This is a genomic window from Gabonibacter chumensis (assembly GCF_024741215.1).
Taxonomy (GTDB): domain Bacteria; phylum Bacteroidota; class Bacteroidia; order Bacteroidales; family Marinifilaceae; genus Gabonibacter; species Gabonibacter massiliensis.
This window is the reverse complement of the sequence record NZ_JANSKB010000002.1, coordinates 132,306-153,902: the sequence shown is the minus strand read 5'-3', so window position 1 is coordinate 153,902 and position 21,597 is coordinate 132,306. Positions and strand designations below refer to the sequence as shown.

General features: G+C 42.8%; 20 protein-coding genes. 11 read left to right on the top strand and 9 right to left on the bottom strand.

Annotation, left to right across the window (positions count from 1 at the left end; all coding sequences use genetic code 11):
* The first annotated feature begins 5 nt into the window (after nucleotides 1-5).
* From NVS78_RS07220 to NVS78_RS07205, 4 genes are all read left to right on the top strand, one after another.
* Entirely contained in the window at nucleotides 6-1,160 is a 1,155-nt protein-coding gene (locus NVS78_RS07220) for a hypothetical protein (RefSeq protein WP_286358586.1), read from the top strand.
* 18 nt (nucleotides 1,161-1,178) lie between these two features.
* Nucleotides 1,179-2,672, top strand: coding sequence for an OmpP1/FadL family transporter (locus NVS78_RS07215; protein WP_286358585.1), 1,494 nt, complete (start codon nucleotides 1,179-1,181; stop codon nucleotides 2,670-2,672).
* Nucleotides 2,673-2,797: 125 nt separating this feature from the next.
* Nucleotides 2,798-4,132, top strand: coding sequence for a tRNA (N6-isopentenyl adenosine(37)-C2)-methylthiotransferase MiaB (gene miaB / locus NVS78_RS07210; RefSeq protein WP_286358584.1), 1,335 nt, complete (start codon nucleotides 2,798-2,800; stop codon nucleotides 4,130-4,132).
* A 10-nt stretch (nucleotides 4,133-4,142) separates the two neighbouring features.
* Entirely contained in the window at nucleotides 4,143-4,691 is a 549-nt protein-coding gene (locus NVS78_RS07205) for an RNA methyltransferase (protein WP_286358583.1), read from the top strand.
* Nucleotides 4,692-4,753: 62 nt separating this feature from the next.
* On the opposite strand, the gene folP is transcribed toward NVS78_RS07205, so the two are convergent.
* Nucleotides 4,754-5,599 (bottom strand): dihydropteroate synthase, encoded by an 846-nt coding sequence (gene folP, locus NVS78_RS07200; RefSeq protein ID WP_286358582.1) that lies wholly within the window; start codon nucleotides 5,597-5,599, stop codon nucleotides 4,754-4,756.
* Nucleotides 5,600-5,712: 113 nt separating this feature from the next.
* Here folP and NVS78_RS07195 point away from each other — a divergent pair, with 113 nt between their 5' ends.
* The 6 genes from NVS78_RS07195 (at nucleotide 5,713) to NVS78_RS07170 (ending at nucleotide 10,565) form a co-directional block, all read left to right on the top strand.
* Nucleotides 5,713-6,255, top strand: a complete 543-nt coding sequence (locus NVS78_RS07195; RefSeq protein WP_286358581.1) for a DUF1599 domain-containing protein — start codon at nucleotides 5,713-5,715, stop codon at nucleotides 6,253-6,255.
* Nucleotides 6,252-7,520, top strand: a complete 1,269-nt coding sequence (locus NVS78_RS07190; protein WP_286358580.1) for a BT_3928 family protein — start codon at nucleotides 6,252-6,254, stop codon at nucleotides 7,518-7,520. The genes NVS78_RS07195 and NVS78_RS07190 overlap by 4 nt, the downstream gene beginning before the upstream one ends.
* A gap of 4 nt (nucleotides 7,521-7,524) precedes the next feature.
* Nucleotides 7,525-8,295, top strand: coding sequence for a triose-phosphate isomerase (gene tpiA / locus NVS78_RS07185; protein WP_286358579.1), 771 nt, complete (start codon nucleotides 7,525-7,527; stop codon nucleotides 8,293-8,295).
* A gap of 125 nt (nucleotides 8,296-8,420) precedes the next feature.
* Entirely contained in the window at nucleotides 8,421-8,975 is a 555-nt protein-coding gene (locus NVS78_RS07180) for an RNA polymerase sigma factor (protein WP_286358578.1), read from the top strand.
* Complete coding sequence (locus NVS78_RS07175) at nucleotides 8,956-9,465, top strand: hypothetical protein (RefSeq protein WP_286358577.1); 510 nt, start codon at nucleotides 8,956-8,958, stop codon at nucleotides 9,463-9,465. Before NVS78_RS07180 ends, NVS78_RS07175 begins: the two co-directional genes overlap by 20 nt.
* An 11-nt stretch (nucleotides 9,466-9,476) precedes the next feature.
* Nucleotides 9,477-10,565, top strand: a complete 1,089-nt coding sequence (locus NVS78_RS07170; protein WP_286358576.1) for a hypothetical protein — start codon at nucleotides 9,477-9,479, stop codon at nucleotides 10,563-10,565.
* 48 nt (nucleotides 10,566-10,613) lie between these two features.
* Here NVS78_RS07170 and NVS78_RS07165 read toward each other — a convergent pair whose 3' ends face one another.
* The 4 genes from NVS78_RS07165 to NVS78_RS07150 form a co-directional block, all read right to left on the bottom strand.
* On the bottom strand, nucleotides 10,614-12,536 hold the full coding sequence (locus tag NVS78_RS07165) for a dipeptidyl peptidase 3 (RefSeq protein WP_286358575.1): 1,923 nt from the start codon (nucleotides 12,534-12,536) through the stop codon (nucleotides 10,614-10,616).
* 74 nt (nucleotides 12,537-12,610) lie between these two features.
* Nucleotides 12,611-13,279 carry a TrmH family RNA methyltransferase gene (locus NVS78_RS07160; protein ID WP_286358574.1) on the bottom strand — a complete coding sequence of 223 codons (669 nt, stop codon included), beginning with the start codon at nucleotides 13,277-13,279 and terminating at the stop codon, nucleotides 12,611-12,613.
* A gap of 69 nt (nucleotides 13,280-13,348) precedes the next feature.
* On the bottom strand, nucleotides 13,349-13,618 hold the full coding sequence (locus tag NVS78_RS07155) for an HU family DNA-binding protein (protein ID WP_041503955.1): 270 nt from the start codon (nucleotides 13,616-13,618) through the stop codon (nucleotides 13,349-13,351).
* Nucleotides 13,619-13,762: 144 nt separating this feature from the next.
* Nucleotides 13,763-15,310 (bottom strand): NAD(P)/FAD-dependent oxidoreductase, encoded by a 1,548-nt coding sequence (locus NVS78_RS07150; RefSeq protein WP_286358573.1) that lies wholly within the window; start codon nucleotides 15,308-15,310, stop codon nucleotides 13,763-13,765.
* 125 nt (nucleotides 15,311-15,435) lie between these two features.
* On the opposite strand from NVS78_RS07150, the gene NVS78_RS07145 reads away from it, so the two are divergent.
* Nucleotides 15,436-16,191, top strand: coding sequence for an SDR family NAD(P)-dependent oxidoreductase (locus tag NVS78_RS07145; RefSeq protein ID WP_286358572.1), 756 nt, complete (start codon nucleotides 15,436-15,438; stop codon nucleotides 16,189-16,191).
* Nucleotides 16,192-16,256: 65 nt separating this feature from the next.
* Here NVS78_RS07145 and pbpC read toward each other — a convergent pair whose 3' ends face one another.
* The 4 genes from pbpC to NVS78_RS07125 form a co-directional block, all read right to left on the bottom strand.
* Nucleotides 16,257-18,617 carry a penicillin-binding protein 1C gene (gene pbpC / locus NVS78_RS07140; RefSeq protein WP_286358987.1) on the bottom strand — a complete coding sequence of 787 codons (2,361 nt, stop codon included), beginning with the start codon at nucleotides 18,615-18,617 and terminating at the stop codon, nucleotides 16,257-16,259.
* A 31-nt stretch (nucleotides 18,618-18,648) separates the two neighbouring features.
* On the bottom strand, nucleotides 18,649-19,605 hold the full coding sequence (fmt, locus tag NVS78_RS07135; protein ID WP_286358571.1) for a methionyl-tRNA formyltransferase: 957 nt from the start codon (nucleotides 19,603-19,605) through the stop codon (nucleotides 18,649-18,651).
* Nucleotides 19,598-21,052 carry an LptF/LptG family permease gene (locus tag NVS78_RS07130; RefSeq protein ID WP_286358570.1) on the bottom strand — a complete coding sequence of 485 codons (1,455 nt, stop codon included), beginning with the start codon at nucleotides 21,050-21,052 and terminating at the stop codon, nucleotides 19,598-19,600. Before NVS78_RS07130 ends, fmt begins: the two co-directional genes overlap by 8 nt.
* Before the next feature lie 120 nt (nucleotides 21,053-21,172).
* On the bottom strand, nucleotides 21,173-21,550 hold the full coding sequence (locus NVS78_RS07125) for an START-like domain-containing protein (RefSeq protein ID WP_286358569.1): 378 nt from the start codon (nucleotides 21,548-21,550) through the stop codon (nucleotides 21,173-21,175).
* Nucleotides 21,551-21,597: the final 47 nt, after the last annotated feature.

Below are 21,597 nucleotides of genomic sequence, written 5' to 3'. Positions count from 1 at the left end.
TAACTATGAAAACAATACTATCTATACTGACATTGGCCGCTTTAGTCAGCGCCTGTTCGACGACACGAAACTTCGCTCGTGTCTCCGAAGACGACATCTATTACGTACCCGGCAAACAATCGCTTTTGGTACAGGAGATAGAAAGGAAAACGGGGAGTACGCTCTCTTTATATCCCGCGGAAGAACAACATAAATCCAAAGAGATAGATCCGGCCGTACTGGCAAAAGAACAAGCGGAAGCCAATAGTGGAAAAGTAAATCCGAGAGCAAAGGCTATCGGGATGGCTCGCTACGCTACACAAAAACAGGTAGAAGAAGCTCAGGCCCAAAGTACCACCCCTATTCTCATCGACGAAGAGTCCCAGGGATACTGGATAGGAGGCTTTAAAGGAAATCAACGCGATTTGGATGAATGTGTTCGGATCATGAACCGATACCCGGAAGGATTCGCTATTTTCAGCAATGCCCACGAGATCGCCATGAGGCTGTCATTCGATTCGGATTGGAATGTTTATACGGTCAATAATCGCTATTGGTGGTTTCCTTCCAATACCAACATCGAGCTATACTCTAAATTACATTTCGGAACTTACCCGGATTTCATGTGGACCGTTATATGGAACGATCCGCGCTTTGACCGTTTTGCCATGGACCGATGGAATTCCCGTTGGAATTTCGGTTTCGGTTACTCATCCTGGGGAAACAACTGGGGATGGAACAGCTGGTATAATCCTTGGGGATGGAATCACTCCTCTTACTGGGGATACGGATATTATCCGGGATGGAGGCATGATCCATGGTACCGGCATAATCACTGGAATTACGGCTACTGGTATCCGTATTATCCGGGAGGACGCCCTCATTGGGGGCACACCACCAAACCGAATCTCAAACCGAATTACGCGACGAGAACACATTACACGAACAATCGAAATGCCCGAAGCTACAATACCTACTCCCGCGGTAGTCGTTACTCTTCGTACGGCAGAAACGACAACCAGAGTTGGGGATCACGCAATCAAGGCTCCTCTTCGTCTAATTCCGGGCACGAGAGCGGTTATTCAAGAAGTAACAGCAACTCCTACGGAAAGAGTTCCACGACAAGAAGCGGTGGCTATACGGGCACGAGAGAACATAAAGAAACCGGACGTAGAAAATAATTTGACAAAAAGTATCATATGAAAGCGTTATATTATACCATCGTGTTATTGCTCTGCACGTCGGGCCTTAGGGCTCAAACCGAAGCGGATGCTCTGCGATATTCCAGAATATTCCCTTTTGGAAGTGCCAGAGTCACCGCCATGGGAGGAGCGTTCGGAGCCTTAGGAGGAGATCTCTCCGTTGCGACGATGAACCCCGGAGGAATCGGAGTTTTCCGTAATTCGGAAATCAGTTTCACCTCTGTTCTCGATTTCACTCACTCCAAATCGGGCAACAGAAATATGGAAAAAAATCCTTACCTCATCGGTAATTTAGGATTTGTTATCGCCTTTCATCCCATACATGAAAAGTGGAAAAACATAAATTTCGCCTTCAACTATACCAATCTGAATAATTTCAACCGAAACATTTACCAGGGAGGATACATCAATGATAAAAATTCGTTATTGGACGTATGGCTGATGGAAGCAAACGGAAACGACAGAAACTCACTGAACGAATTTACCACCAGTTTAGCCTACGATGCCTACCTGATCAAATTGCAGCCGGAAAGCAAGAACCAATACGAAATTCCCATTGTAGCAGGGGACAGTATGAGGCAATCGAACTACATCCGGGAAAGGGGATTTCAAGGAGAATACGCACTATCCGTAGGGGCTAACTACGACGACAAACTCTACCTCGGAGCAACCCTTGGTATACAAAACATCCATTACAAGCATTATTCCACCTACACGGAGATCGTCGAGGGGAAAGAGATAGATTCCAAACTCATGTGGTTCGACTTCGTACAGGATTACACGACCAGCGGAGTAGGCATAAACTTCAAAGTCGGGGCAATCTATCGGCCGATCCCCCAACTTCGGTTAGGTCTGGCCATACATACTCCCACCTATTACAGCTTGACAGACAAGGTTACGAATGGGGCTTATTCACAATTTATAGAACCACCGGCAGGAGAAAAAGAGACCCAATGGGGAAATCATGCCAACACCTCTTTCGATTATAATCTGAAAACGCCGTGGCGTTTTATCGCAAGCATCGCTACCGTACTCGGCCAGCGGGCTATCCTCAGCGTGGATTACGAATTCGTGGATTACAGCTCGGCTAAATTGAGCGGCGGAGACGGAACGAATTACTACGGCACAGAAGATATAAACGGCGATTATATCCCGGGAGCTAACGATATGATCAAGGAAGTATATCGAAATACCAATAATCTCAGGGCCGGAGCAGAATTCAGAGTTTCCAGCGTATTGAGTTTGCGAGGAGGTTATTCCTACACGGCCTCCCCTTATAAAAAAGGAGAATTAAATGAAAAAAATAACGTACAAACCGTTTCCGGTGGTTTGGGACTTAATTTCAACTCTTTATACGTGGACTTAGCCTACATGCGTAAATATTCAAAAGAACAAAGTCTTTTTTACGCTTACAAATCCATAGAATCCCCCGTCATACAAACAAAATACCAGGATAACCAATTTCGGTTAACCGTCGGAGTACGATTCTGAAACAGCAAATCGGTCGATATTTTATTTTCGACCGATTTTTATCTGAATAAACCCTAATTATAACGCTCTTTTTCCTCGGGACTACATCCTTTTTTATTATTTTTGCCCCTCAAACGCAAGAGTAAATGAAAGCAAAAAAATTTTATATCGAGACCTATGGGTGTCAGATGAATGTAGCGGATAGTGAAGTAGTAGCAGCCATACTGAAAAGTAAAGGTCTCCAACATACAAGTGATAGAAACGAAGCCGATGTAATATTAGTAAACACCTGTTCCGTTCGGGAAAATGCGGAACAACGGGTACGGGGTCGCGTACAAGGGTTTTCTGAAATTAAGAAAAAAAATCCGAACGTACTGGTGGGTATCATGGGTTGTATGGCGGAACGTCTCGGTGAAGCTCTTTTTGAGCAGGAAAAAAATGTAAACATCGTTGTCGGCCCGGATGCTTATATGGATCTTCCCCTTTTAATCGAGCAAGCGGAGAAAGGGGAAAAAGCCATTAATATCCATCTATCCGCAACAGAAACCTATAAAGATATCTGTCCTTCCCGGATTGACGAAACAGCCATATCAGGATTCGTATCCATCATGCGCGGATGCAACAACTTCTGTACATACTGTATCGTTCCTTATACCCGCGGCCGCGAAAGAAGCCGAAGTCCGCACAGTATCTTGAATGAAGTTCTTGATTTGCATGCCAAAGGATACAAGGAAGTTACCCTGTTAGGTCAAAACGTCAATTCATACCTTTGGAAAGGAGAGCGTATCGAAGTTGATTTTCCGACATTATTGGCGAAAGTCGCTACCGCGGTACCCGATATGCGTATCCGATTCGCCACTTCTCACCCGAAAGACATGAGTGACGAAATATTACGCGCCATTGCGTCTTATGACAATATTTGCAAACACATCCATCTTCCCGTTCAATCAGGAAGCAATGCCGTCCTGAAAAATATGAACCGGAAATACACGAGAGAATGGTACCTCGACCGCATCCGGGCAATCCGTGAGATCATTCCCCAATGCGGGATATCGACGGATGTTTTCGTTGGTTTCCATGATGAAAGTGAAGAGGATTACCGCGAGACTCTTAGCCTTATGCAAGAGGTGGAATTCGATCTTGCCTACATGTTCAAATATTCAGAACGCCCCGGCACTTTGGCATCGAAACATATGCCGGACAACGTGGATGAAGCGACTAAAGGACGTCGTCTACAGGAACTTATCGATATACAGACCCATCTTTCTCTCATCAGTAACCGGAAAGATATAGGAAAAATATTCGAAGTTCTGGTCGAAGGGACCTCCAAGAAGAAGGCAGACGAATTATTCGGACGAAGCAGCCAGAATAAAGTGATCGTATTTCCCGATAACGGAGCTAAAATTGGAGATTTGGTACAGGTCAGGGTAAAAGAATGTACTTCCGCTACCCTTATGGGAGAAATTGTTGAAAACCGCTAAATACAAGCCTATGGAATACCGAAAACGATTAAATGAAGAGTTGAATCGACTCTCTCCGGAAGAATATAAAAAAGCTGAAAAACTTCCTATCGTGGTGGTTTTGGATAATATACGCAGTTTAAACAATATAGGATCGGTATTCCGAACTTCCGATGCTTTCCGATTGGAAAAGATATATCTTTGCGGCATTACCGCTACCCCTCCCCACCGCGAAATTCATAAAACAGCCTTAGGAGCGGAAGAAAGCGTGGCATGGGAATATTTCGAGGAGACCATAGAAGCGATTCGAAAATTAAAAACGGAAGGTTTTACGATTGTTACCGTAGAGCAAACAGAAAACAGCCTCTCATTGGAAGATTATGCCATTGAAAAAACACGAAAATATGCTTTCATATTCGGGAACGAGGTAAAAGGCGTCCAACAAAATGTGGTAAATCTCTCCGACCTGTGCTTGGAAATTCCTCAATTCGGAACCAAACATTCATTCAACATCTCCGTTTCTGCCGGGATTGTATTATGGGAAGTTATTCATCCCCTATTCAAGGAGTTTAAAAAATAATATTTCATTCTTCAACTCGGGAAATCAGGAATCTTCATTTACGAGAAAATACGAAAATCGATCTATTCTATTGATCGAAAATGCATTGCGTCAACGATACGAATAGCCTCCACCGCTTCCCGGACATCATGTACACGTAAGATGTTCGCTCCCTTTAAAAGAGAGACGGTATTCAATACAGTCGTTCCGTTCAAAGCTTCTTGGGGCGTAACGTCCAATAGGCGACATATCATAGACTTACGGGAAACGCCCACCAACAAGGGATATCCCAACTCCAAAAAGATCTCCATCTTATCCATCAATTGATAATTGTGAGCTACCGTTTTTCCGAAACCAAATCCCTGATCCACTATAATCTTGTCAAATCCCAAATCATTCAATCGCTTAATTCGCCCGGCCAGAAAATCATAAACCTCCCGAACGACATCCTCATAATGAGGATTTTTTTGCATGTCTTGAGGCGTTCCCTGAATATGCATCAAAACATAAGGTACATTCATCTCCGCTATCGCCTCAAACATACGATCATCCATCGTACCTCCGGAAATATCATTCACGATGACCGGCCCAAGGCAATGAAAGATCTCTTTAGCCACATTCGCCCGAAAAGTATCAATAGAAACAGGAAGTTCCGGATGATACTTACGAATCAGTTCTACGGCAAAACTCAATCGAGACAACTCTTCCTTCTCATCTACGAAAGCAGCTCCCGGGCGAGTGGAATAAGCTCCCACATCAATAATCGACGCTCCCTCCTCCACAATCGTATTTATCCGCTCGATCACCCGTACTTCGCTAAGGTATTTTCCTCCGTCATAAAAAGAATCGGGAGTTACGTTCAAAATCCCCATTACCACAGGTTCTGCCAAATTCAACTTCCGATCGCCGATTTCAATTAATTTTTTCATACTCATGCTAATTTTCAGCTTTCCGTTTTCAACTTTCAACTATTGTCCCTATTTTTACACATCAAAATAACAATTAGTTTTTTTAATATCATAATTTAAAAAATAGAACGAAGATGCCGGATACAGCCCAACAATATGATAGAGTGATAGATACCTGTCAAGATATTTTTGTAAAAAAAATGCAAGACTATGGAACAGCCTGGAGAATTCTCAGACCGACATCCATCACGGATCAAATATATATTAAGGCCAACCGAATTCGCAGTATCGAGCAAAAAGGAATCTCGAAAGTAAACGAGGGTATCGTTCCCGAATTCATTGGTATTATAAACTATGCTATCATGGGACTTATTCAGCTGGAGTTAGGTCCGGGGAATCGTACCTCTCAGGAAGAGATACTCCGGCTTTATCAAGCCTATTTCCAAAAGGCGAAAGCATTAATGTTAGACAAAAACCATGATTACGATGAAGCCTGGAGAGCAATGCGTATCAGTTCCTATACCGATTTGATCCTGATGAAAATAAACCGTACGAAACAAATTGAGGATCATCAAGGAAATACCATTATCTCGGAAGGAATAGATGCGAACTATTACGACATGATCAACTATGCCGTATTCGGTCTGATTCGCCTTGTTGTTGAAAAAGAGATATGAAAATTATTCGAAACTGTTGCAGAATCATCGTTGGAATTGTATTTATCTATTCCGGATTTGTAAAAGGTATCGATCCTTTAGGATCGATGTACAAATTCACGGACTATTTCAATGCTTTTGGAATCGGGTGGGCAAGCACATGCTCTCTTTTTCTCTCCTTCGTATTATCTCTCGCAGAATTTTTAGTGGGTACGGCATTACTATTCAACGCATGCACGCGATGGGCTATAAAAGGAGCCCTTATCTTCATGGGAATATTCACCCCGCTAACTCTCGTTCTGGCCTTAACAAACCCGGTCAGCGACTGTGGTTGTTTCGGAGATGCGATCGTGTTAAGCAATTGGGCAACATTTTGGAAAAATACCATTCTCCTCCTTTTAACCCTCACACTATTTCTAAATAGAAAACGATTTCACTCTTCGCTTCACTGGTTTAAGCAACTCTCTCTCCTTTTGTTATCAGGAGGAATGATGCTCTTTCTTTCATTGCATTGTTACTTGTATCTTCCCATATTGGATTTCCGTCCTTACGCCGTCGGAAAAAACATAGCGGAAGGTATGCTGTTACCGGAAGGAACAGAACCGGATCAATACGAAGTTATTCTGAAATACAAAAATAAACAAACAGGCGAGATCAAACCGTTTACGGAACAAAATTATCCGTGGCAAGACACCCTTACCTGGGAATACCATAGCTCTTCCGAACGTTTGGTAAAAAAAGGATACACTCCTCCCATTCACGACCTGCTTATCGATCATCCCGATTTAGGAGAGATTACAGAAGAAGTTCTGCAAAACAATAACTATACCTTTTTAGCTGTCCACCACAACATCAACCTGAGTTCCGCAAAACACCAGGAGGCAATTAACGAATTGGCCCGGTATGCCCGGGAGCAAGGCTACCGCTTCTACGGATTGACCTCCTCCTCTCAAGAAGAAGTCCGAACCTACAAGAACCGTTATAAGGTTCCCTACGACTTTTGTACGGCCGACGAGATCCAGTTAAAGACCATGATCCGTTCCAATCCGGGCCTTATTTTATTGAACAAAGGAACCATTTTAGGTAAATGGTCAAAAAATGATATTCCCCAAACCGATGAATTAAAAAATAAGGATCTGACAGCATTCTGTGTCTACAAACAACAAGAATTAAAGTCTAAATATTTGGTTTACTCCTTAATCCTTCTTTTCTTTGTAATGTATTTCCTATTTCTCGGAAAAAAAAGAAAAAAGGCAGATCATACACATTTCAAAATATTAAATTAAAGATATGAGAAAGAAAATCGTAGCAGGCAACTGGAAAATGAACAAAACCTTTGCCGAAGGTATCGAATTGGCAAGAGAGGTAAACGACTATGTACGTTTCAAAGAGGGCGCAGAAGGTGTAACTGTCATTTTAGGTACTCCTTTCATTCATCTGGCAAAGGTAGCCAATAATCTGACAGAACCCAGTATTTCGGTTTCAGCTCAAAACTGCGCCACGGAAAAAGCCGGAGCATACACGGGTGAAATATCTGCCGACATGATTGCTTCGACAGGAGCCAAACATGTCATTTTGGGACATTCCGAAAGAAGATCTTATTACGGTGAAACCAGTCCCGTATTGGTAAAAAAAGTAGCTCAAGCCTTAGATAGCAAATTGAATATTATTTTCTGTGTCGGAGAAGTACTCGAAGAGAGAGAAAGTAACAAACATTTCGAGATCGTGAAACAGCAATTAACCGAAGGGTTATTCAATCTCACCCCCGAACAATTCTCGCATGTAGTTATAGCATACGAGCCGGTATGGGCGATCGGAACCGGTAAGACGGCGTCTCCGGATCAAGCTCAGGAGATGCATGCCTTCATTCGCTCCGTTATCAAAGAGAAATACGGGGAAAGCATTGCCGACGAAACCTCTATCCTTTACGGAGGAAGTTGCAATCCTAAAAATGCAGACGAGATTTTTTCCCAACCCGATGTAGACGGAGGATTAATCGGAGGTGCTTCTCTAAAAGCTTCTGATTTTTTTGAAATTATCAAATCTCGTGCAAGACATTAATAGTAAGATATTTAATATTTACAAATCTGTGCTTTCTAAGAAAGCACAGATTTTTTTTACAAAAAAATTCCATTTCGATGCAGCAAATTTTTCTATTTGACGTCATATAGACAGAAGAGCACGATATGAGCGATTACAAAACAATATTACAACGCTGTCGAAAACGGGAAAAACGGGCCCAACTGGAATTTTATTCACTGTTCTATAAAAGTGTTTATAACAGTTGTCTTCGTATCTTGAGAAATCCTCAAGAGTCGGAGGAAGTCATGCAAGAGACCTTCTTAAAGGTTCTCGACAAAATAGAAAATTACGAAGGAGAAGCAGAAAATATGGAAAGAATCCTCAAAAGAATCGCGATCAATCATGCTATCGATTTATGCCGGAAACGAAAAATCCGGTTTGTGGAGATAACGGAAACAACAGATTGTTGCGAAGAGGAAGAGGAAAACAAGGGAGAGACAGAGTTACAATTAGAGGTTATCCACCGGGTGATGCAACAACTTCCCCAGGGATACCGGATGATACTTAATTTGCATCTTATCGAAGGTTTCGATTACAACGAGATTGCAAATCAATTGGAACTCTCTCCTTCCACGGTCCGCTCTCAATTTGTCAGAGCGAAACAGAAATTAATCGAATTAATTAAAAAGAATCATTACTATGAGTCATTCGTTGGATGAACAAATTAAAAAACTTAAAGAAAATTGCGACGGAGCCTTGCCTACTCCCGGGCATTTCGAACGTTTTGAACAACGTTTGGAGCTTCACCGGAAATGCAAAAGAAAACTCCGCACCAGATGGATAACCGTAAGTACGGTTGCTGCCGGCATGATATTGTTTTTTTTAGCGCATCATTTTTATTTCCTCCAGCCTATCGATGATTCTCAGGAATCCATTGCGGAAGTTGCAGCTTATTATTGTCAACAACTGGAAGAAGAGATTGAAAAAATCGAACAACAAGCAAGCGATATGGACGAATCCGAACGCCAACGTTTGTTAGAGGACATCCAGAAAATGAAGAAAGAATCCGACAAACTGGAAAAAGAGGTCACGCTGATGTCACACGAGGAACACATTGCACAAATCGTTCAATGCTATAACTTGCATATAAAATCATTACAATCCATACAAGAGATTCTTGCAAAAGTCATGAACCCAATTAAATATTAACCGCTATCATTATGAAAACAAAATCTATTTTACTGACAGGCTTTATACTGTTATTCTTCATCGGCACCGTAAATGCCAGGGACAGGGTTGAAAAACGAACGATTGAAAAACGATTCAAAACAACCGGAGAAACCCATCTGCAAATCGATAACAAATACGGCACTCTTGCCATCCAGGAATGGGATAAAGATGAGGTGGAATTTGCCATACAAATCATCTGTAGGGGCAAGAATCAAAAAACGGCAGAAGAGATGCTCAAGCGGACCAGTGTAAAACTCGAACAATCCGATGATAAGATCTTCGCTACAACAACTTTCGCGACCAGTCCGAGCGAGAACAGCAAAGGGAGCAGCACCACCGTACATTATCTGGTCAACGTTCCCACATCGACCTACCTTCATCTAAAAAATAAATACGGGAATATACAATTGGATTATGTTTCAAAGCCCATAGAGATCGAACTTGAGCACGGGAACATATACGCCCACCGTCTGGAAGGAGATAACAATAAAATCACTATAAACTTCGGAATTATACAGATTCTGAAATCCGGAAGTATGGAGCTGAACATGAAAAGAGGTGAAGCTCGCATTGACCAATTACCCGATCTTAAATTAACCGGTTACTATACTTCTCTATTTTCAAATATAATTAACAATCTTCAAGTAATATCAACGAAATACAGTCAATTAAAACTGGGAAGAGTCAACACCGTAAATTTCGGTTTCAGTACCCTATGGACGAGCATCGACATTCGACAACTCGAGCAAAAATTCGAAGGTACCAGATTGCAGTATTGTACGGTTTCGATCGATACGATTTCTCCCAACTTCTCATCCATAGACATCGATGCGATGCATTCCAAGGTGACTCTGGGCATCAATCAAAAACACAATACAAAAATCGACCTCTCGGCACCTTACGGAAATATCGTTCTAAACGGGTTAGAAATAAATCATGCCGCTCGGAGCCATAATTCCCAAAATCCCTATCCCCTACAGACTACAGGATATATCGGAAGAACATCAAATCCGAGAGCCAAAATTAAAATATCGACTTCTTACGCAACTATTACGTTCAAAAATAAAGTTACCGATTAAACACCCAAACCTTTCAAACCTTTCTATCGAAGCGCTGTCTCTTACTTCTCAGGACAGCGCTTTTTCGTTGTCCATACCGTATCTCAACATCTGTGACAGAAAATCGTCCGGGTAATCAACAGTTACATCCGTGATCTTTCCCTCTTCCTCCACCAACGTGTATTCCGGATTGATAAAACCTGCATAAGGAGCCACATTCAATTTCTGATAACGCTCCAAAACCTCCCGATGCAAATCCCGGTCAATGACAACCCCGTACCTCTCCACGAGATATTTAGCCCCCTCGTAATCACCTTCCGATTTTACCCGCTGTATCTCCGCCAACAACTTCCCGAACAAAACGCGCAAAGCATCGAAATCCCGGATCACAAAATAAGTCTTCCCTTCCTTTTTTATTTTTTCAATCACCCCATCCGCTTTTCCTTGTTCGTACACCCACGAAGCAATCAACTGACGATTACGCATATGCGACTCTTCCAAATTACTCCCTAACTTTACCCGGGTCAATTGTACGAGCAAGCCGTTACGAATGTAACTGCAATACTCGCTTTTAGCCACCTCCAAGGAAGGAATAATTCCCAACTCTACCAATTGGGGATCCATAATATAATAAAGAGCGAATAAATCAGCTCGTGTCTCCTCTATCGTTGAATAGTAATTTTTCAAAGCCTCCTGTCCGACTCCCGGTAACATCTTACCGGAACCGTGTCCTAAACATTCGTGCAGGTCCGTATGCACGTTACTCCCCTGATAACCGTATTCCTTAGCCAACATTTTTTCCTCGTCGGAACAGGTAAACTCATCCACCACTCCGGATCCCAAAGAAGCCATATGATAAGCATAAGTAATATTATCCAACGTGACGGATTTACTGCCGTACCGTTCGCGAATCCACTCGGCATTCGGCAGATTAATCCCGATAGGGGTAGCCGGATGACAATCCCCTCCTAACATGGCCACCTGCATTACCCGAGCTGTTATTCCAGAAACCTCTGTTTTTTTGAAACGGTCGTCAATAGGCGCATGTTGTTCAAACCAAAGGGCATGTTCGGCCAATTTACGCGTACGTTCGCACGCCTCCTCGTCCACGATTTGCACAACAGACTCCCAACTCGCTTTATAGGCCAACGGATCTCCATAAACCTCGATAAAACCGTTGATAAAATCTATTCGAGCCCGATGTTCTTTCAACCATTCGATGGAATAAACGTCAAAAGTAGCCAAATCTCCCGTCCGGTAAAATTCAATCAGTTTTTCAACGACCTTATGCTGCTGCTCGTTACCGACATACGCTAAAGCTTTCTGCAAATATTTCACAATACGTCCGATAATTTCCCCGTATTTTCCATTCACATACCAAACTTCTTCTTCCAGCTCCCCCTTACTGTTTTTTACTAACGTCGAATTCAAGCCGTAACTCACCGGATGTTTCTCCGAGCCTTTCATAGCTCCGTAAAAATGTTCGACCTCTCTCTGGGTCACCCCTTCGTAATAATGATTAGCCGACGCCTGAATCAAATCCTTTCCTTCGTCCAACACAACCCGTTTAGACATGTACGCGGAATCGAAAATAATTCGCTGCAATCCCTGAAATTCATTTTCCAATCCGACATCTTTCAACAATAACCGGAAATAGCATTCGGAGAAAGGAGGAGTAAACTTCTCCATGGAATAGTGATGGTGAATACCATTGGCAAAAAAAACTTTTTTGGCATAGATCACAAAAGACCGGTACTCCTCGCAAGATCGATCTCCCTTGTACTCCGTTAATATTTTCTCTAATACTTTTCGAATCCTAAGATTGTATTTATTATTCTGATCCCACAATATATCACGCCCGGCAATGGCTGCCCGACTCAAGTAATAGACAAATAATTTTTCTTTCAGAGGTAATGTCTCAAAAGCAGGGACCTCATAACGTAGTATCTTTATATCGTCAAATTGCTCGGAAAAAAACTCAAATGCTTTCATGCTACCTTACTTAATAATGAATTACAAATATACGCTCATCTCTGTTTTTTGTTGGCATACTCCACTATAGATTATTAAGAATTAAAACGTTCCAATATTTGAGCGGAAGCTTTAACAGCATGTTTATACCAAGTAAACAAAACCCGGCAACGTTCCTCTTCCGACATACGCCATTCGATATCACTCTTTCTAAGCCTTTGCACGACACTGTACATCAGTAACGCCGCACATACGCTAACGTTATAACTTTCCGTAAAACCGTAAATAGGAACCTTCACAAACTCATCCGCTTCAGCCAACACCTTATCAGATAAACCCGTCAATTCCGTTCCGAAGAAAAAAGCCATTTTCCCTTTATGCAGATCCATATCATCAATCAACTGATCTTTTTCATGAGGCGTCGTAGCCACGATCCGATAACCTTGCTCTCTCAATGCCCGGATAGCCGACATCGTGTTATCCCCTGTATTACGGTAACGATGCAAGGTCAACCACTCCATAGCCCCCATGGAAATCTCGGAATTATCCTCAAATTTATTCTCATTTTCAATCACATGAATATTTTGAACGCCAAAACAATCACACGAACGTAAAACGGCACTACAATTATGCTGCTGATACAAATCTTCCAAAACGACTGTCAGGTAACTCGTACGCTCCATGCTCAAACGCCGGAACAAATCGTTCCGGTAATCTGTCACAAACCGACTTAAATACTCTACTTGTTCTTTGACCGTATGCATATATTTTTCCACTCTAAAACAAAAAAAGGGTGCTGAATCCAACACCCTTCTTTTTATGGTTCTCAATAATTATAAGCTTTCTGCCAATTCTGCACCAGCTTTAAATCTTACCACTTTCTTTGCAGGAATCTGAATTGTTTTACCAGTTTGAGGATTTCTTCCACTCCGGGCACTTCTCTCCGATACAGAGAATGAACCGAAACCTACTAACGCAACCTTTTCGTCATTTTTCAAAGATTGACCAACTGTTTCGACAAAAGCTTCCAAAGCTTTTTTGGAATCTGCTTTACTTAAACCTGCTTTTACTGCAATCGCATCTATTAACTGAGCTTTGTTCATAACAAAAAATTTTAGGATTAGAATAATAATATAATCTTTATGTTTTGACAAATGTAGGTAATTTCCGCAGGAATACAAATTTTCTGATAAAAAAACAAAAGACTTTTAGTGTTAACCTGTTAATATATACTAAAATCGCTCTATTTAGAGAGCAAATGTATCTACACATCCCTCCCCGTCCATAGCTGCAGATACGATTCCCCCGGCATACCCCGCCCCCTCTCCGCAAGGATAAAGACCTTCAATCTCCGGATGGACCATCCGTCCAGGCAATCTGGGAATTCTGACCGGAGCCGATGTTCTGGTTTCAACACCCAAAAGAAGGGCATCTTCATGAATAAATCCCCGGGATTTTCGCCCGAACTGTTCCAAACCGGCAAGCAAACGTCGATATACCGGTGAAGGAAGCCATTCCCTGAATAAAGTTGGCCGTAATCCGGGTTTATAAGAAGATTTAGGAAACGAAACACTCTCTTTATTCGTCATAAAGTGAGTCAACCGCTGGGCGGGAGCTACTAATTTTCCCCCTCCCTCTTCCCAAGCACGATATTCTAAATCGCTCTGAAACTCCATACCTCCAAAAAGGCCGGTATACCGCAACTCTTTCAACTCTTCTTCCCCAATGGAAGTGACAATAGCAGAGTTCGCCCAAGCCGTATTTCGGCCCGAAGAAGACATTCCGTTCACTACCTGTTGTTCGGGTCCCGTACAAGCGGGAACAACAACACCGCCAGGACACATACAAAAAGAGTAAACTCCTCGACCGTCGATATTAGTCACGAAACTATACTCTGCAGCCGGCAAAAAATCACCGCGACCGGCAGGATTATGATATTGAATCCGGTCTATGACCTCTTGAGGATGTTCCAAACGAAGTCCGACGGCAAATTCTTTGGTGAGCATTAAAACAGAACGAGCCTGCAACATGCGATACACATCCCGAGCGGAATGTCCCGTTGCCAAAATAACCCGGTCTGCCAATACCTCACCCTCGTCAACCAAAACCCCCTTCATCTTATTCTCCTCGATCAAAATATCCTTTACACGGCTATTAAAACGCACTTCTCCGCCGTATCGTTCTATGGTTTTACGAATATTAACAATTACTCCGGGTAGTTTATCCGTCCCGATATGAGGATGAGCATCAATCAATATAGACTCAGAAGCACCATGATATACTAAAATCTCCAATATACGATTCACATTTCCCCGTTTCTTGGAACGAGTGAATAATTTACCATCCGAAAAGGTACCGGCTCCCCCTTCTCCAAATCCATAGTTAGAATCCATATTTACCGATCCGGTCTTATAAAGCTGATTCAAATCCTTCTTCCGTTCTTCCACACTTTTTCCTCTCTCCAACACGATCGGACGCAAACCTTTTTCAATCAACCTCAAGGCAGCAAAAAGACCGGCGGGGCCGGCTCCCACCACAACGACAGGACGAGCTTTCGACACGTCCTTGTACATCGGTATAAACTGGCGTTCACGCTGCTCCACTTCATCGATAAAGACCCCCAGCTTTAACTGCATCATCACTCTCCTTTGTCGCGCATCGATAGACTTTTTAATCACCTCGGTATGCTTAATCCGTACACGCTCCACATGCAACGCTCTCACCAACCAATAGAGTATCTTTTCCTTGTCACAAGCCTCTTCCGGTGTTACCCTCAATTCTACCTCTTTATACATAAATTATCTTATAAATAACCCAAATAGCGAAGACACGAAAATAAATATTTTATAACGAGAAACTTTCACAAAACTTTAAAAAAATCATACCTTCGCATAATTAAAACAAATATATACAATATATCATGAATAAAATAGCATTAATCACCGGAGCCACTTCCGGGATTGGAAAAGCAACCGCCGTAAAATTAGCAGAAACAGGTTTCGATCTTATTATTACCGGACGGAGAAGCGATCGTTTACACGCTTTGGAAAAAGAATTGCAAAAGAAAGGTGTTCAAATAATATCGCTCCATCTTGATGTCCGGAATCAGATGGAAGTAAAACAAGCCATTTCCTCTTTACCGGAAGCATGGAAAAATATAGATGTACTCGTGAACAACGCCGGACTTGCCGTAGGGACCAGTCCTATTCAAGACGGTTTGGTGGAGGATTGGGAAAGAATGATCGATACGAATATAAAAGGTCTGCTTTATGTTACCCGTGAAATTGCACCCCTTATGATAAAGAATCAAAAAGGACATATTGTAAACTTAGCCTCTGTAGCGGGGAAAGAAGTATACCCCGGAGGGAATGTATATTGTGCTACCAAGCATGCCGTAGACGCTTTGTCTAAAGCAATGCGGACCGACATGCTAAAACACAACATCAAAGTAACCAATATAGCACCGGGAATGGTTGAAACGGAGTTTTCCATCGTACGTTACAAAGGAGACGAAAAGGCAGCTCAAAACGTATACAACGGGATGACCCCTCTGACAGGAGAGGATATAGCGGATACAATCGTATTCGCGGTCACGCGCCCCGCTCATGTATGCCTAAACGACATCTTGATTATGCCTACCGCTCAGGCAAATTCCAGGGATGTAAACAGGAAATAATAGAATCCCCGTAAAATAAAACGGGCCCCTTTTTCTCGACATAGCCCGTTTTATTTTTTACAATATCATAAATTTTCGTCACCTTTTACGACATAAAAAGGTTGACGCAAAGTATTTCCAATCGCATCGACCAAATATAGGACATGATAACCGGAAGTTACATTAATTTCTATCTGGTGTCGGTTACGAGTCATTCCAACGTATTCGTCATCGATGTGCCAATACACTTTCATCGAAGGTTCCCGGTGAGCGATCTCGAAAACGACCCCTAAGGATTTTCCTCCCAAATCCTTAGGAATAAAAACCCTTAACCCTCTTTGCGGGTAGATCATCTCCATCACTTCATCCTCCGACTTACAATCTCCTCGCTTGGGAGGCATCCGGAGATAATCCGCATGAGTCTGGGAGTAATACCACTCCTGAGCCGGAGAAAGTACGAACCAGGGTACCGTTTTCATTCGGTGCACGGGTTCACAATCAGCATCAACCCGAAAAGTCCCCGTCCGATCTAAATGAATCAATCGATGGTATGGACACAGGACGGTTTTCATTCCGTTTTCGTTGATCCACACGGTATCAACTTCCGGACATACATCGGATGCCCGGTAACCGCTTTTACGACACGTAACAACAGGCATCATCTCCTCCTGCGGTTTATAAAACCGGGCTGAACTCCGCAATAAGGCTGCAACCTCGAATAGAACGGGAGCTGCAGTTCGCACCCCGATCAAACCGGCACGACCTTCTCCGTCAGCATTCCCTACCCAAACCCCGACAACATAATCCGGCGTCACGCCTACCGCCCAGGCATCGCGAAAACCGAAACTGGTACCTGTTTTCCAAGATAATGCCATCGACGAAGCAAAATTTTTCCAACCCACCTCCATATCCGGTCTTTCCACGTTCTGCAACGCCTGAAATGTCAACCAGACAGAAGCAGCATTCAAGACCTCACACCTTCCCTCTTTCTGTACCGAAGGTCTATCCGACCACAAATGCAATCGAGCAAACTCGCCGGTATAATAGCTACCATCATCCGTATTATAATGATGCAGGATAGAAGCCATTCCCCCGTACAAATTGCATATATCCCATAAAGAGCACTCAGCTCCTCCCAAGATCAGACTTAAGCCGTAATGATCCGGCTCCCGATACAATGTCGTGATACCCATTCGTTTCAGGTTATCATAAAAATGTTCGACCCCATACCTTCGAAGCAAACGCACGAAGGGTATATTCAAAGACATGGCCAAAGCCTGATCGGCGGGCACGACTCCCTGAAATTCTTTGTTAAAATTAGAGGGTACATACCCTCCAAAGCGGGAAGGGATGTCCGACAATAAAGTTTTTGGCAAAATATCACCGGAATACTGCATTAACGCGTATAAAGCCGGCTTCAATATACTTCCGGAACTCCGGTTGGAAGTAATGATATCCACCTGATTACCGCCGTTTTCTCTTACCTTGGGACTATTCCCCACGTAAGCCCTGACCTCTCCCGAAGGTATATGCCCCACCAACACCGCTGCATTGTAAATATGATTGTGCTTCAAAATATCGATATGCCGTTTAACAATCTCGTTTACCCGACCTTGCAATCCTGCATCGATTGTCGTTCGACTTACTTCTCCCCTACGGTATTTATAAGCTTTTGTCAATACATGAGGAACAATACATTCCGTGTTATATATTTTTTCAGGCAAAGGTTCTGCTATCGCCAACTCCAGATCCTCCCAATCGAGCTTTCCCTTCCGGTATAATCTACGTAATAAATCGTCTCTTTTCTTCTTCAAAAGAGGCATATTCTTCCCGGGAAATATTAAAGCCGGAGCATTGGGCAGTACGGCTAACAAACAGGCCTCAGCCCAGCTTAACTCGTTTGGTTTGCGATTAAAGTATTTCAAAGCCGCAGCTTCCAATCCCACGATATTACTTCCGAAAGGTGCATGTGCCGCGTATAAATTCAATATTTCCCATTTCGTGTAACTCTGTTCTAACCGAACGGCCAACAACATCTCAATTATCTTTTCAGGAATCGTACGAGGAGGATTACGACGAGCCAAACGGACAACCTGCATGGTTAAAGTACTCCCTCCGCTCACGATAGAACCGTTTTTTATATTCAACCACAAAGCCCGAGCAATTGCAAAGGGATCGACGCCCCGATGCGACAAAAAACAGTTATCTTCAAAACTCAACAGGGCTGTTACGTATTTTTCGGAAATGCTACTCTTTCCCCGTATCCGGTATTGGCCGTCGTCCGCAACGGTAATTCCCATCACTTCTCCTTCCCGATCTAAGACCACAGTGGAATAAGGAACCGTAAACAACGGATCCGGTAAAAACGAACACCAAAAGGCGACAAACGCTCCTCCTATCACTACAATAAGTATCCACAACTTCCGGCTTTCCATTATTCGTCTCATTGTCACACCGACCCGGTTCTACCGATCTGATTTATAACAGATAATCCGCCATACGAAATCCCCTCAAGAATGCTTCGGTCGTCATTCGTTTCTTCCCGGAAAGCTGCAACTCTTTCACTTCGATATACCCCCCCTTCACATAGATCCGGATAAAATCTTTACCATCCGTATCGAGAGTTACCGGAAAAGTATGTTCCAGTAATTTCCGTTCCGCTTTAAATAATTTTACCGATATGACCTCACCCGTAACCTTATGGCGTAATTCTGTCCACGCTGCAGGAAAAGGAGAGAGTCCCCGTATATGATTATAAATCCGTTCCACACTCCAGGACCAATTTATTTTCATATCCTCCTTAAAAATCTTCGGAGCTTGTTTGGGTTCCCGTCCCTGCAACAACGTCGTCTGATCCGTTAAAGGATAACACCCTTCAGCTATGGCCTCAGCGGTCTTTAAAAGCAAATCCGCACCTACCTCCATTAGACAATCGTGTAACTCCCCGGCCGTCATTTCCTCACCGATTTTCACTTTCTGCTGAAAAATGATATTTCCCGTATCAACCTCGTGTTTCAACAAAAAAGTAGATACCCCGCTATCATGTTCTCCGTTCATTATAGCCCAATTGATAGGAGCAGCTCCACGGTAATCCGGCAACAAGGAGGCATGCAAATTCACGGTTCCGAATGGAGGCATATTCCATACGATCTCAGGCAACATCTTAAAGGCTACCACAAACTGCAAATCGGCCCGCAAACTCCGCAGTTGCTCTAAAAAAGAGGGGTCCCGAAAACGTTCCGGTTGCAATACAGGCAAACGATGAGCCACGGCATATTTCTTTACAGCCGATTCCTGAAGTTTTTGTCCCCGTCCCGCCGGTTTATCCGGATTGGTTACGACCCCGACGATCTGATGTCCTGCTTCCATTAATCTTTGCAAGGGAAGAACCGCAAATTCAGGAGTTCCCATATACACAATTCTCAACTTATGCATTTTTCTTCTTTTTAAAAAATCCCACGATTTTCTTTACAAAATTCGCATAGGCTTCCGTGCTCATTACTGCAGAATCGGTCATGGCCGTATAGGTCAGGAACGCACCTAACGGCAAAAGCACCAAAGAAGAGATCCACATCCCTTGCCAAGGCTCCAATACTCCTTCTCTGGCCGCCCTTTCACCCATCATCCAAATAATATAATAGACAATAAACAAAAAAATAGAGACTACAACCGGCATACCTAATCCCCCTTTACGGATAATTCCTCCCAATGGAGCTCCTATGAAAAAAAAGATAAAACAGGCAAATGAAAGAGTAAATTTTCTATGCCATTCGATCTGATGTCTCCGAATCGTCTCTTCCCGGGAGGAAAGATAACTCAAATCGTTCCAATGAAATTGTTTAGCAGCGCGAGCGAACCCCAAAGCTTCCTCCAACATTCTTTTCTGTTCTTTCGCGTCGAAAGAGGCATATAAACTATCCAGGTCCTGTATCTTACCTTCCGTTTCCTCGCGCAAAACACTGTCCCGCTTGGCGCTTCTTACCCGTTGTTTTATATAATTAGTAGACAACATCCGGTCGGCATCCATCTCCTTACGGGATTTCAACCCCGTTTGCAACGAATCTATCGCTACCTCGAGTTGTTTGATACTCAACATATTGTATCCACCTCTGAAGTTATCTTCATTTGTCCGCGAAAATTCATTCCCTGACAAAGGAATAGAAAAATACTGTTTATCAAAGTCTACACGCCGAAAAGGAAATGTAGCCCGGTTATTCGACTTCAACCCCTCATCTGTACTTGTATTGCCATGGAAAAGCTCCACCTCCATATAGCTTCCGTCGGGACTCGCCTCCATGCGTCCGGAATCGGCAATGGTCACCTCGTAATTTTTAGCTAAACCGGTATGATTATAAATCATCATGTTATACATCATTCCCGTCTCCTTATCTATCTTATCCACCTTGATACTATAATTCTCGATATCGTTTATAAATACCCCCTCTTTCAAGGACAATTCCGGTTTCTGGCGTTTTATATCATACAGAAGACTCCCCGCTTTCAAGTTAGCGTAAGGCAACACATTATTCGAAAAGAAAAAAGCCGCTACGGTTAAGATAACGATCAATACGATCAAAGGCTGCATGATCCGGTACAAAGAAATTCCTGCAGCTTTTAAGGCCGTCAACTCGTAATTTTCACCTAAACTCCCGAAAGTCATAATAGAGGCTAACAAAACAGCCAACGGCAATCCCATAGGTACCAATGTCATAGAAACGTAAAACAACAAGTGAGCAATAACACTCCACTCTAATCCTTTTCCCACAAGATCATCGATATACCGCCATAAAAATTGCATGATCAGTACGAACATACTGATGAAAAAGGTGGCCACAAACGGACCAATAAAACTTTTTAACACGAACAGGTGTAGCTTCTTCATCTTAGGCACCTTATTTTGATTCATTCATTTTTCTATCCGATACGCCCCTTAAAAGATTCACAAAGATAAAAAAATAACCGTCCATCCCCACTACTTTTCTATTTTTCCTTTTATCACCTGTCAAGCCCCAATCGTGCGATGGAGCATTTCAATCTGTTTATTCCATAACTCAACTTCATCCGCTTCCTCATCACTATCCACAAAATCAGTAATAATCAAAGCCACTTCTTCTGTCAGAGGCTCCACATGAAGCGAAAACTCGAGGTATTCATCAGGCTCTTCCGCATCCTCCCACGCAAACCTTACAAACACATTTTTCTTCATGTCCACCAACTTAGCTTGTCTTTCAACACCATCCCACACAAATGTAAAGAGATCACCTTTATATTTCACATCATCAGAAAACCACTCGGATAATCCAGCAGCGGTACTGAGACGAGAGAATAAAACCTTTACCGATGATGAGAAAAGATACTCTAATTCGACTTTTTTCCTCATATCTGAATATATATTTGACCGACAATATATACAAATTTTATCACATA

Coding starts and splice junctions, on each gene's coding strand:
- NVS78_RS07150 (WP_286358573.1), bottom strand. CDS start 15,310: ATGTATAAAGAGGTAGAATTGAGGGTAACACCGGAAGAGGCTTGTGAC.
- folP (WP_286358582.1), bottom strand. CDS start 5,599: ATGAAAAAATTAATTGAAATCGGCGATCGGAAGTTGAATTTGGCAGAA.
- miaB (WP_286358584.1), top strand. CDS start 2,798: ATGAAAGCAAAAAAATTTTATATCGAGACCTATGGGTGTCAGATGAAT.
- NVS78_RS07125 (WP_286358569.1), bottom strand. CDS start 21,550: ATGAGGAAAAAAGTCGAATTAGAGTATCTTTTCTCATCATCGGTAAAG.
- NVS78_RS07205 (WP_286358583.1), top strand. CDS start 4,143: ATGGAATACCGAAAACGATTAAATGAAGAGTTGAATCGACTCTCTCCG.
- NVS78_RS07160 (WP_286358574.1), bottom strand. CDS start 13,279: ATGCATACGGTCAAAGAACAAGTAGAGTATTTAAGTCGGTTTGTGACA.
- NVS78_RS07190 (WP_286358580.1), top strand. CDS start 6,252: ATGAAAATTATTCGAAACTGTTGCAGAATCATCGTTGGAATTGTATTT.
- NVS78_RS07220 (WP_286358586.1), top strand. CDS start 6: ATGAAAACAATACTATCTATACTGACATTGGCCGCTTTAGTCAGCGCC.
- NVS78_RS07165 (WP_286358575.1), bottom strand. CDS start 12,536: ATGAAAGCATTTGAGTTTTTTTCCGAGCAATTTGACGATATAAAGATA.
- NVS78_RS07215 (WP_286358585.1), top strand. CDS start 1,179: ATGAAAGCGTTATATTATACCATCGTGTTATTGCTCTGCACGTCGGGC.
- NVS78_RS07170 (WP_286358576.1), top strand. CDS start 9,477: ATGAAAACAAAATCTATTTTACTGACAGGCTTTATACTGTTATTCTTC.
- NVS78_RS07175 (WP_286358577.1), top strand. CDS start 8,956: ATGAGTCATTCGTTGGATGAACAAATTAAAAAACTTAAAGAAAATTGC.
- NVS78_RS07155 (WP_041503955.1), bottom strand. CDS start 13,618: ATGAACAAAGCTCAGTTAATAGATGCGATTGCAGTAAAAGCAGGTTTA.
- tpiA (WP_286358579.1), top strand. CDS start 7,525: ATGAGAAAGAAAATCGTAGCAGGCAACTGGAAAATGAACAAAACCTTT.
- fmt (WP_286358571.1), bottom strand. CDS start 19,605: ATGCATAAGTTGAGAATTGTGTATATGGGAACTCCTGAATTTGCGGTT.
- NVS78_RS07145 (WP_286358572.1), top strand. CDS start 15,436: ATGAATAAAATAGCATTAATCACCGGAGCCACTTCCGGGATTGGAAAA.
- pbpC (WP_286358987.1), bottom strand. CDS start 18,617: ATGAGACGAATAATGGAAAGCCGGAAGTTGTGGATACTTATTGTAGTG.
- NVS78_RS07180 (WP_286358578.1), top strand. CDS start 8,421: ATGAGCGATTACAAAACAATATTACAACGCTGTCGAAAACGGGAAAAA.
- NVS78_RS07195 (WP_286358581.1), top strand. CDS start 5,713: ATGCCGGATACAGCCCAACAATATGATAGAGTGATAGATACCTGTCAA.
- NVS78_RS07130 (WP_286358570.1), bottom strand. CDS start 21,052: ATGAAGAAGCTACACCTGTTCGTGTTAAAAAGTTTTATTGGTCCGTTT.